At 62.8% G+C, this 11,916-nt stretch carries 7 protein-coding genes, 1 pseudogene and 1 riboswitch; of the genes and pseudogenes, 4 read left to right on the top strand and 4 right to left on the bottom strand.

All coding sequences use genetic code 11. The features are described 5' to 3' along the window. Nucleotides 1-10: 10 nt before the first annotated feature. A pseudogene (locus AC6I1W_RS06815) lies at nucleotides 11-1,407 on the bottom strand (HtaA domain-containing protein). A 203-nt stretch (nucleotides 1,408-1,610) separates the two neighbouring features. After that, a riboswitch (adenosylcobalamin (AdoCbl) riboswitch) is annotated at nucleotides 1,611-1,738 on the top strand. A gap of 56 nt (nucleotides 1,739-1,794) precedes the next feature. On the opposite strand from AC6I1W_RS06815, the gene AC6I1W_RS06810 reads away from it, so the two are divergent. Then, nucleotides 1,795-1,968, top strand: coding sequence for a hypothetical protein (locus tag AC6I1W_RS06810; RefSeq protein WP_171048577.1), 174 nt, complete (start codon nucleotides 1,795-1,797; stop codon nucleotides 1,966-1,968). 118 nt (nucleotides 1,969-2,086) lie between these two features. On the opposite strand, the gene rpsA is transcribed toward AC6I1W_RS06810, so the two are convergent. After that, on the bottom strand, nucleotides 2,087-3,583 hold the full coding sequence (gene rpsA / locus AC6I1W_RS06805; RefSeq protein WP_004811777.1) for a 30S ribosomal protein S1: 1,497 nt from the start codon (nucleotides 3,581-3,583) through the stop codon (nucleotides 2,087-2,089). A 327-nt stretch (nucleotides 3,584-3,910) separates the two neighbouring features. Between rpsA and AC6I1W_RS06800 the strand changes: the two genes are divergently transcribed. After that, a complete protein-coding gene (locus AC6I1W_RS06800; protein WP_117189282.1) occupies nucleotides 3,911-4,681 on the top strand; it encodes a class F sortase in 771 nt (256 codons plus the stop codon). 79 nt (nucleotides 4,682-4,760) lie between these two features. Continuing rightward, a complete protein-coding gene (locus AC6I1W_RS06795; protein WP_493536955.1) occupies nucleotides 4,761-7,604 on the top strand; it encodes an FAD-binding and (Fe-S)-binding domain-containing protein in 2,844 nt (947 codons plus the stop codon). Between the two features lie 368 nt (nucleotides 7,605-7,972). Here AC6I1W_RS06795 and polA read toward each other — a convergent pair whose 3' ends face one another. Then, nucleotides 7,973-10,651 carry a DNA polymerase I gene (gene polA / locus AC6I1W_RS06790; RefSeq protein WP_065673945.1) on the bottom strand — a complete coding sequence of 893 codons (2,679 nt, stop codon included), beginning with the start codon at nucleotides 10,649-10,651 and terminating at the stop codon, nucleotides 7,973-7,975. 71 nt (nucleotides 10,652-10,722) lie between these two features. On the opposite strand from polA, the gene AC6I1W_RS06785 reads away from it, so the two are divergent. Further along, nucleotides 10,723-11,136 (top strand): PaaI family thioesterase, encoded by a 414-nt coding sequence (locus tag AC6I1W_RS06785; protein WP_065673944.1) that lies wholly within the window; start codon nucleotides 10,723-10,725, stop codon nucleotides 11,134-11,136. A gap of 19 nt (nucleotides 11,137-11,155) precedes the next feature. Here the strand turns inward: AC6I1W_RS06785 and AC6I1W_RS06780 are convergent, their stop codons facing one another. Next, nucleotides 11,156-11,803 (bottom strand): ANTAR domain-containing response regulator, encoded by a 648-nt coding sequence (locus tag AC6I1W_RS06780; protein WP_036975884.1) that lies wholly within the window; start codon nucleotides 11,801-11,803, stop codon nucleotides 11,156-11,158. Between the last annotated feature and the right edge of the window lie 113 nt (nucleotides 11,804-11,916).

Raw genomic sequence — 11,916 nt, 5'->3', positions numbered from 1 at the left:
GTTGGCTGGATCAGCGCTCGGCGTAGCGGCGTCGGCACGCGGCCACCGTCGAGATGACGACGATGAAGGCCAAGCTGCTAGCAGCAGCGAGGTCGCCACGAGCGGCCGACGGTACGAGGGCACCGGTGGCGGGCAGCCCACGACCGGACCCAGGACCGCCGCTGATGACCTTGCCGGTGACAGCATCGATGGTGACATCGTGGCAGACCTTCTCGGCCGAGAGGGTGACACTCGGCGACAACGAATCCATCGGCTCCCCAGCCTTGTAGAACCCGGCAAACGCCTTGGCACCCTGGGCCTTGAGCTTGACCGAAGAGCCATTGATCTTGACATTTCCAGAGGTGGAAGTGGAGAAGGTGGCAAAGTCAACTCGCCCGTAGTCGGTCTTCCTCCCATCCATCGAGGAGGACTTGACGGTCATGTACACGTGACCCGTTGACCCCTTGATGACCAGGGCGGGGTTGGAGATCGTCATGTCCAGGATGCCGTTGTGACCAGTCATGTGGACGGTCCCGGAGTAGTTGAGGGTGCCCGACTTGGTGGCGGGATCGAATGACCCGCTGCGCAGCGGGAAGGTGAAGGCCGAACCGTTCCAGTCAGCGCCGTCCGACAGCTTCCAAAAACCATTGGCGATCGGGCCACGCAGGTAGCTGGTGAAGGAGGTGCGCAGACCCCACCTGAGGAAACCGGCGGTGATCTTGGACCGGCCGTTGGTGCAGACCTTCCTGGTGATGGTGCGGTGGGGGCCGGGGTGGTGACAACCGGCTTCGCCGGTGCGGACTTGAGAGTGGGGGACGGCTTGGCAGAAACGCTGGACTTGGACGGCATGCTGGACTTGGACGGGGTGCTGGGCTTGACCGGGGTGCTGGGCTTGACCGGGGTCGACGGAGCGATCGATGGCTTTGGCGCCGGAGGAACCGGGGCCGCCTGGTAGGTCACCGGGGTACGAGTGTCATCGGACTTGTCGCGCATCCCGACGCCATGAGCCTTGCTGGTCAGAACGACGTAGCCCTTGCCCTTCTCAAAGGCAGGAACGTACATCTTGATGGTGAACGAACCATCCGCGGCCATAGGCGCGCCCTGGGTGAACTTGGAACCCACGGCCTTCATCGCCGGCGGGTAGACCCAGATCGTGGAGGTGGACTCCGTCATGGGCTTGTTCGGGTCGTACCCGACGAATTTGTCCGAATTACCGTAGAACTGCTTGACCGACGCGGGCGCGACGGCAACGTACACACCGGTCCCTTTGGTCGCGAATCCCTTTCCGGTGATGATGACCTTGCCGCCATCCCGGGATGCTTGTGAGACGGTCACAGTCGGACCGTCGGTCGCCCACGCTGCCGGAGCGACAAGAGCTCCAGCTAGGGCCAACATGGCCCCGAGCACGCTGGCGACAAGTCTGCGCATGGCCGATGTGGTCGTGAGGCGTCCCCCTTTGCTGATCGATTCGGCTCACCTTGAGCCGTTCCAACGGTTAGCCTCACCTAAATATTGCGCGCAAGGGTGAAAATGCTGGTCGCAGCCATGTGAGCAGAAGGAGACTTTGCGGAAAGGGCCCATGGTAAGGGCACCCTCTTCGGCCTTGCTGAACTCCCGAGCGTTGCCACGAAACTGTCCCTTCGACGACGAATACCGGTGAGAATCCGGAGCTGTCCCGCAACGGTGTGTCACTCCCCCGTGACAAGCCCGACCTGGTCGACGAGCGGCACACACTCTCGAGGCAAGAGTGAGTACCATGGTTCAGATTTCGCGCCGCGTCGTCCTGATGACAGCAGCCGTCGCTGCGCTGGCTCGATGCGGTTCCCGCGAATCGTCATCGTCGCCGTCCACCACGACATCACCGCGAAGCTCAAGAAGATGGGGCGCTGGGACATGGTCACCAAGGTCACCGAGGGGGAGAATAAGGCCATCACCTCCTGGTTCGAGAGACGCTACGGCAAGACTTTCGAGGAGGCCGCGACCAAGTAAGACCGTGGCTGCCCCGATCTATCAGGGCCCGCCTCGGCCCGGCCAGCTGATGAAACACGAGGGGCCCCGCCACGATGGCGGGGCCCCTCGACGTTGCGATGGGTCAACAACTGACCAATCAGTTGTGGGTCAGCTTGTCGCGGAGAGCCTGCAGGGCCTCGTCAGAAGCCAGCGAGCCCTCGGCCGGGCCACTGGTGTAGGACGACTGGGCTCCACCGTCGTTGAGGGCGGCCTCCTGCTCGGCCTGCTCGGCATCGATGACCTGCTTGCGATGAGCCTCCCAGCGAGCCTGGGCCTCGGCGTACTGCTGCTCCCAGGCGATGCGCTGCTCGTCGTAGCCCGGCTTCCAGTCGTTGGTCTCCGGATCGAAGCCCTCGGGGTAGATGTAGTTGCCGTCCTCGTCGTAAGAGGCGGTCATGCCGTAGAGCGACGGGTCGAACTCGTCAGACTCGACGTCGATGCCCTCGTTGGCCTGCTTGAGGGACAGCGAGATGCGGCGACGGTCGAGGTCGATGTCGATGATCTTGACCATGACATCGTCGTTGACGCTGACGACCTGCTCCGGGATCTCGACGTGGCGCTCAGCCAGCTCGGAGACGTGGACCAAGCCCTCGATACCATCCTCGACGCGGACGAAGGCACCGAACGGAACGAGCTTGGTGACCTTACCGGGAACGATCTGGCCAATCTGGTGCAGACGGGCGAAGGCCTGCCACGGATCTTCCTGGGTCGCCTTGAGGGACAGCGAGACGCGCTCGCGATCCATGTCGACGTCCAACACCTCAACGGTGACGGGCTGACCGACCTCGACGACCTCGCTCGGGTGGTCGATGTGCTTCCAGGACAGCTCGGAGACGTGAACCAGACCGTCCACTCCACCTAGGTCGACGAAGGCACCGAAGTTGACGATCGAGGAGACGACGCCCTTGCGGATCTGCCCCTTCTGCAGCTGGTGCAGGAAGTTCTGGCGAACCTCGGACTGGGTCTGCTCGAGCCAGGCACGACGAGACAGCACAACGTTGTTGCGGTTCTTGTCGAGCTCGATGATCTTGGCCTCGATCTCCTGGCCGACGTAGGGCTGGAGATCGCGGACGCGGCGCATCTCGACGAGGGATGCGGGAAGGAAGCCACGCAGGCCGATGTCGACGATCAGCCCACCCTTGACGACCTCGATGACGGTACCGGTGACGACGCCATCCTCTTCCTTGATCTGCTCGATCGTGCCCCAGGCGCGCTCATACTGAGCGCGCTTCTTGGACAGGATGAGGCGACCCTCCTTGTCCTCCTTCTGCTGGACGAGGGCCTCGATCTCGTCACCGACGTTGACGACCTCGAAGGGGTCCACGTCATGCTTGATCGACAACTCCTTGGACGGGATGACGCCCTCGGTCTTGTAACCGATGTCAAGGAGAACCTCGTCGCGGTCCACCTTGACGACGGTGCCAGAAACGATGTCGCCGTCGTTAAAGTACTTGATGGTGGCGTCCACAGCGGCCAGGAAGGCCTCCGGGCTGCCAAGGTCGTCAACCGCCACGGATCCATCGGCGGTGTTGGCGGCATTCTGCTGGTCGATGTCGACCGGGTTCGAGGTGGAGGCCTCAGTGGAGGAGGTCATGTAGTAGGACTCCGATTGATGTCAGGTGGTTTGAAACGCGTCGCAGCCCCGACCTTGGTGATCGAGCACGATCTACTCCCGTCCGAGATCGCACAGACCACAACGCAGAGGTCAGTTTAATACCCAGGCATTCAAGGGTCAACCAGCCCCATACCTTTGCCGACACCTCTTCGTCATCCACACCGTCAACACGAGGTCGAGTCAGCAGGAGGCCAGCCTCAGGAGAAGGTACCCTGCATTCGGGAGTCCGATTTCGTCGGACACTAAGCCCTTCGGGAAACCCATCCCGAGAGTGGACCCTCACGCGCTCTGGAGGACATCACTGCCATGACTGATCAGTCTCCTCGCCCCAAAAGCCACGGCCCGTCGGCCAGGCGATCGCTCAGTTCCGCTGCCTCTGCTGGCGAGGACCCCCAGTCTGGTGGCCCGAAGTGGCGAATCGTCGCAATCGTGGTGGTCATTGCCCTGATCATCGCTGCCATTGCAGCCATCTTCGTCCAACGTGACACCGACGACGACTCCGCCGGCAGCCCGGCCTCCGGCTCGAGCACTGCCGCAGGCGGCTCACATACATCGTCGGCAGCCCCGCAGACCTCGGCCGAGAAGAAGGACCCCGCCCCGGCCGGCTGCATGAAGAACCCGAAGCCCATCGTGCCGGTCAAGTACTCCATCGACGGTATGAAAGTCTCCGCCAAGGTGCTGTCGCGCGGTATCGATGAGACTGGCGCCGCAGGGACTCCGCCGAAGAGCGATCCGTCCTCCTGGGCCTGGTTCAGCAAAGGCCCGAAGCCTGGCTCCGACAAGGGCAACGTCGTTTTGAATGGCCACACCTACCACAAGGGCGGGGCCATCGGGAACCGCTTGATGGCCGATCTCAAGAAGGGCGACATCATTCGTCTGACTGACAAGGCTGGGCAGACGGTCTGCTACCGCTACGACCACAAGACGAAGATCATGGTCAAGGATTACGACCCGAACTCCAATGTTCTTTACAACGACAACGGTCCTGCTCAAGCCATCATCGTTGTCTGTGACGATTACAAGGGCAAGGAGGACTGGGAGTCCCGCGTGTTCTTCCATGCTGATCCGGTCGCCTGACCCCAAGGGTTCACCACAAGTTCACATAAGGCCACCCTGAGAAGGGCGCGCACGTTCGGTCATACCTAAAGTTAGGAATATGAACCGCGGTGCACGCTCGTCCATTCCGTCCACACTTCTCACCGATCTGCTCGCAGCGCTCGGGGAGACCAAGGTCAGCCACGATCCTCTCAACCTGGCTGCGGTGGCCCCCGATGCCTCCCACTACCTCCTCACTCCAGGTGCCCTCGTCCGCGCCGGATCGACCTCCGATGTCGCAGCAGCCATGGCGGCAGCCAAACGCCACAACGTGGCTGTCAATTTCCGTTCCGGCGGAACGAGTCTGTCGGGGCAGGGCCTGACGAACGGCGTCATGGTCGACACCCGCAGGTCGTTCCGTGGCATTGAGGTTCTCGACGGTGGCCGCAAGGTACGCGTCCAGCCTGGGGCAACCGTCGTCGCAGTCAATGCGGTCCTTGCCAGGTACGGACGCAAACTTGGCCCCGACCCGGCCTCGTCAGTGGCATGCACCTTGGGCGGCGTCCTCGCTGACAACTCCTCGGGCATGAGTTGCGGCACCATCGCCAATTCCTACCGAACTCTGGATTCGATGGTCTTCGTGTTGGCCTCGGGGACTGTCGTCAACACCTCGGAACCACAGTGCGAGGACAAATTGGCCCACGACGAGCCAGAACTCGTGGAAACCTTGCTGGCGTTGCGCGATCAGTGCCGAGAGAGGGCCCGCGCTGATGAGATTGCCTTCCAGTTCTCTCGCAAGAACACCATGGGGTATGGGCTCAACGCCTTCCTCGACTACGACACCCCCGCCCAGATCCTCTCCCACCTCATGATCGGCTCCGAGGGCACACTCGGGTTCATCTCATCGGCTGTCATGAACACGGTGCAGATCATGCCGAAACTGGCCACAGCCCTCCTCCACTTCCCGACCCTTGACTCCGCAACCAAGGCCCTTCCCGCCCTGGTGGAATCCGGCGTCACCGTCACCGAGCTGATGGACTCCTCGTCCCTTCAGCTATGTCGCGACGACCCAGCCAACGGCCACATCATCCCGCCAGCCCCCGGAAGCGGAGACGCTGCTCTCCTCGTCGAGTACCACTGCCCCGACGATCAGTCCCGCAAGGAAGCCATCGAGGCTGGCAACTCCGTTATCTCCGGTCTTGACCTCGTCAACGAGCCCACCTTCACCGACGATCCCGCCGTCCGCGGCCCGATCTGGACCCTGCGCAATGGCCTCTACGCCAAAATTGCCGGCACCCGACCATCTGGCCAGACAGCACTGCTGGAGGACATTGCCGTCCCCGTCGAGACCCTCGCCGGGGTGTGCGGAGACCTACAGCAGCTCTTCGGCGAGCACAACTACCCGGAGTCGGTCATCTTCGGCCATGCCAAGGACGGAAACATCCACTTCTTGGTCCTCGAGGACTTCCGGGAGAAGAAGGGGCTGGATCGTTACGAACGATTCACCGAGGACATGGTCACCCTCGTCCTCGATGCCCACGGCACCCTCAAGGCCGAGCACGGCACGGGACGGATCATGGCCCCTTTCGTGGAGCGTCAGTACGGCCCCGATCTCTACCGGATCATGCGGCAGGTCAAGGAATCAGTGGATCCGACGGGTGTACTCAACCGCGGCAGCATCATCACCGACGACCCCAAGCTGCACCTCAAGGAGGTCAAGCTCACCCCGACCGTCCAGGAAGAGGTCGATCGCTGCGTCGAGTGTGGATACTGCGAGCCGGTCTGCCCGTCCCGCGATCTCACCGTGACTCCTCGCCAACGCATCGTCATGCAACGGGCCATCGCCCAGGCCCGCGACGACGGCGACGAGGAGCTGGCTGCAGATCTCGAGCAGCGCGCCACCTACCCGGTGGTGCAGACCTGTGCCGTCGACGGGATGTGCGAGACGAACTGTCCACTGCACATCAACACCGGAGACCTGGTTCGCCGCCTGCGAGCCGAACAGAATCCAGCTGCTTGGCAAACCACCTGGGACCTGGCCGCCAAGGGATGGAATCCCTTCGTCACCGCGGCGAGCGCCGGAATGTCCGCAATCAAGCCGATCCCGACGTCCGCCACCAATGTGCTCACCGGTGCGGCACGCGCTGTTCTGGGAGCCGACCGAATCCCAAAGGTGTCCGACGAGCTACCTGGTGGCGGGCACCGACGCAGTTCTGGACATCGCAGCGCACCAAGAGGACGACCGGAAGTCGTCTACCTGCCGGCCTGCGTCAACACCATGTTCGGTGGCGCGGTACCGGGCGAGCAGACCACGGAATTCTCGATCATTGCGCTGCTCACTGCGGCTGGCATTGGCGTGACGGTCCCCGAGGGCATCAATTCGCTGTGCTGTGGCACGCCCTGGAAGTCCAAGGGGATGACGAGGGGATACGCGACGATGCGGCGGCGTGTCGTCGACGTCATGCGTCGGGCCACCAGGAATGGTGAGCTGACGATCATCTCCGACGCCGTCAGCTGCTCGGAAGGATTCGTCCACGAGCTCGAGTACGAGGGAGTGACGGGGATCCGGGTCGTCGACGCAGTCCAGTACGTCGCCGACGAGGTCCTCCCGATCATGCCGCCCCTTCCCAAGGTTGGTTCAGCCGCCCTTCATCCCACCTGCTCCTCAACGCGGATGGGCTGGAACGATGCCCTCAAACGCTGCGCTGAAGCGGTCGCTGACGAGGTCGTCGTCGCAGACGCCTGGGGCTGCTGTGGATTCGCCGGAGACCGCGGGATGCTGCACCCCGAGCTCACCGAATCAGCCAGCCGCCGCGAGGCAGCCGAACTGTCGGCACGAGATTTCGACCTCTACCTGTCGGCCAACCGCACCTGCGAGCTCGGGATGGAACGAGCCACCGGAAAGCCGTGGCGCCACGTGCTCTCGGTCCTGTCCGAACGAATGGTGGAGTACGCCCCGGCATGATCAGTGATTCGTAGGCCCTGCTGGCCCGGCCGACATCGGCCGGGCCAGTTGCGTATCGGGCGCAGACGTCCCTCGGGTTCTCATGACCCCTCAACCCCCGGCAAGCTAAAATGAGAGAAATATCTCTTTTTCTCTCGCGGAACGATCTCTGAATAGGTACAGTCCACTGCACTGCGTACCACATCGCCGTTGCAACGCCGGGAGTTCAGATGCCTCTCACCGCTACTACCGAAACCCGAACCATCACCGTCGATGGCACCGAAGTCACCTACTCCGGCTCAGTCTGGTTCGACATGGGGTGATCGTCACAACTGATGACGAGATGAGGGGCGTCCCGGTTGGGATGCCCCTCATCTCGTTGGCGGGGTTCAGTGCGCAGCGTCGAACCACGACCGTCCGACGCCAATCGACACCGTCAGCGGCACTGACAATTCCATGGCGTGGACCATCGCGTCGGTGACGATCTCGCGGACCCTCTTCTCCTCGCCATTGGCGACCTCGAGGATAAGCTCGTCATGGACCTGCAGCAGGACGCGACTCGTCAGACCAGCCTCGTCAAGTTTCTCGTCGGTGGCGAGCATGGCGAGCTTGATGAGATCTGCGGCCGATCCCTGGATGGGTGCGTTGAGGGCGGCGCGTTCCGCCATCTCGCGACGCTGGCGATTGGTCGAGGTGAGGTCGGGAAGGTAGCGACGGCGTCCCAGCAGGGTCTCGGTGTATCCCTGATGACGGGCCTGGTCGACGACCTCCTCGAGATATTCGTGGACCTTCCCGAAGATGCTGAAGTAATCAGCCATGAGTTCCTTGGCCTCGCCGACGCTCACCTTGAGCTGGTTGGACAGCCCATAGGCGCTCAGACCGTAGGCCAGACCGTAGTTCATGGCCTTGATCTTGGAACGTTGGGCGACACTGACATCCTCAGGAGCCACTCCGAAGACGTGCGAGGCCGTCACCGTATGGAAATCCTGCCCAGACCGGAAGGCGTCGATGAGGGACTGATCCCCCGAGACATGAGCCATGATCCGCATCTCAATCTGGGAATAGTCGGCACTCATGAGGGACTCATACCCCTCACCGACGACGAATCCTTCCCGAATGCGTCGTCCCTCCTCGGTGCGCATGGGAATGTTCTGCAGGTTCGGATCCTTGCTCGACAGGCGTCCGGTCGCGGCGATCGTCTGCATGTAAGTGGTGTGGACCCGGCCGTCGTCACGAACTTCCTTGAGCAGTCCGTCGACGGTCTGACGCAACTTGATGGCATCGCGATGCTCCAGCAGATGGGCCAGGAAGGGATGCTCGGTCTTCTCGTACAGACCAGCCAGCGCATCGGCGTCGGTGGTGTATCCGGACTTGGTGCGCCGGGTCTTCGGCATGTCGAGCTTGTCGAAGAGTATCCCCTGCAACTGCTTGGGAGAGGACAGATTGATCTTCTCACCAGCCGCCTCCCAGGCAGCCTCCTGGGCGCGAGTGACACGCTCGTCGAATTCGGATCGCAGCCCTTCCAGAACGTCGGCGTCGACGGCGATGCCGGCCCGCTCCATCGAGATGAGGCACCGCTGCACCCTCATCTCGACGTCGTGGAGCAGCTCGGACCCGCCGCGAGCCTCGACCTCCTTCTCCATGACGTCGGCCAGCTTGGTGACCGCCACCGCCCCCTCCATGGTTTCAGCGGACCGGTCGTCCCCGAAGTCGAGCATCCCTTGGTCGGACTGGTCCTCCTCCTCACCCAAGGTGACGTTGAGGTGGGTGCGCACCGCGTCGTCGAACTTGTGGGTGCGGCGATCCGGGTGCAGCAGGTACGAGGCAAGCTCGGTGTCGCAGGTGAGCCCATTGACCTCCCAGCCGCGCTCGGCCAACGCCTCCACCGGGCCCTTGGCCGAATGCATCGCCTTCGCATGGGCCTCGTCTGCGAGCCATTGTGCAAAGGCCTTCTCGTCACCCGGGCCGAGATCAGCTGTGTCGAACCACACCGCAGTGCCGTCTCCGGCTCCCAACGCCACGGCCTCCACGTCACCGGCCCCACTGCCCCAGGTGCCCGTGACGTCAACACCGATCCGGCCTTCCACCGTGGAGAGCCAGTCTCCCAAGGTGCCCGGCTCGAGCGCCGCGCCGGAGACGTCAAGGGTCTCGTCAATCTCGACGACCTCATCGGCATCCGACTCGGATGCCAGCACACGCACACGATCCCACAGGGTACGGAACTCGAGGGTGTCGAAGACCGCGCGGGTGGCCTTGGGATCCCAGGCCTGACGAGCAAGGTCGGCCAGGGTGACGTCAAGGTCGAGGTCACGGACCAGGGCGTTGAGTTTGCGGTTACGAATGACGTCGTCGAGATGGTCACGGAAGGACTGGCCCGCCTTGCCCCTGACGGTGTCAGCCTCACGAATGAGGTTCTCCAGACCGTCATAGGCGTTGAGCCACTTCACAGCCGTCTTGGGGCCAACCCCGGGAACGCCGGGAAGATGGTCAGCGCTCTCCCCCACCAAGGCCGCCAGCTCGGGGTAACGGGCGGGGGGCACGAGATACTTCTCCTCAACGCCTTCCGGTGTCATGCGGGCGAGGTCCGAGACACCCTTGCGCGGATAGAGCACCGTCACCTGGTCATTGACGAGCTGCATGGCGTCCCGGTCCCCCGAGACGAGCAAGGACTTGAACCCCTCAGCGGTCGCCCGGGTGGACAGGGTGGCGAGAATGTCATCGGCCTCGTAGTTCTTCTTGGACAGATGAACGATGTGGAGGGCGTCGAGGACCTCCTTGATGAGATCGATCTGGCCGGGGAATTCCGGCGGAGTGGCGGCTCGTCCCGCCTTGTACTCGGGGTACTCAGTAGTTCGGAAGGTACCACCGGCAAGGTCCCACGCCACCGCGATGTGCGTGGGCTTCTCATTACGCAGCAGGTTGATGAGCATGGCGACAAAACCGTGCACCGCATTGGTGTGCTGGCCCGTCGAGGTGATGAAGTTCTCCACCGGCAAGGCATAGAAAGCCCGGAAGGCCATGGAATGCCCATCGAGGACCATGAGGGTGGGCTGCGTCGTCTCGCTCATGTCCTCGACTTTAGAGGACACCGCGGACAGTCTTGAGGGATCGACATGGCAAACGGTGGCATGCTTCACCTGTGAGCTATTCCATCCCTGAACATCCGCTTCCCGAGTGGCTGGCCGAGCTCGTCAGCCCCCTTGACGACAAACTCGGCGTCAAGGTACGTGAGATCTCTCCCACCCGCTGTGTCGTCACCGCACCGCTCGACGGCAACACCCAGCCCATGGGTCTGTGGCACGGCGGCGGCTCTGGCGTCCTCGTGGAGACAGCCGGCTCCCTGGCTGCCATGGCCCACGCGCGCACCTTCGAGCATTCTGCCGTCGGTACTGAACTCTCGGTATCGCATCTGCGCCCACCCCACGGCCATCAGGTCATCGCGACCGCGACGGCGGTGCATCTGGGCAGACACACAACGACCCACACCGTCGAGATTGTCGACAATGAGGGCCGTATCTGTGCTGTTGGAAGGATGACCTGTCAGGTCATCTGAGAATGGGGCTGCGCCGAGATCACTTCTCGTTCTCGGCGTGGTCAATGACTCCCTGAGCCACCTCGCGCATCGACTTGCGCAGGTCCATGGCGGTCTTCTGGATCCACCGGAAGGCCTCCGGCTCGGTGAGATCAAGGCTGGTCTGCAGGATGCCCTTGGCTTGGTCGACGATCTTGCGCGATTCCAGACGCTCCTCCAGGTCCATGACCTCGTCCTCCACGCCGCGGATCTCGGCAAAGCGGGCCATGGCGATCTCGATGGCCGGAATGACGTCCGAGGCATCGAAGGGCTTGACGACGTAGGCCATCGCACCGGCCTCCTTGGCACGTTTGATGAGGTCGCGCTGGGAGAAGGCGGTCAGCATGACGACCGCACAGATGCGGTCCTCGGCGATCTTGTCGGCTGCGGTGATGCCGTCCATCTTCGGCATCTTGACGTCCATGACGACCAAGTCAGGTTCGAGCTCATTGGCGAGACGGACAGCCTCTTCGCCGTCACTGGCCTGGCCGACGATCTCGTAACCATGCTCCTCGAGAAGCTCGACGAGATCAAGGCGGATGAGAGCCTCGTCCTCGGCCACCACGACGCGTGGATGTTCCTTCTCCACCCCCGAATCAGAGGTTGACCGGGTGGGGTCCTGTGGCTTGCTCACGGTGGTTCCTTGCATGTCGATCGTTGACAACTCGATTCAATCCTAATGGTTGACAGGCCTTGACGCACCTGCAGGCGTGCCCGATCGTAACGGCATTTCCCTCAGTGACGACCGAATGGTCGATCAGC

This window comes from Cutibacterium sp. KB22876 (assembly GCF_059728865.1).
Note: the sequence above shows the minus strand (reverse complement) of the source record. Positions and strands in the feature narration are given on the sequence as shown.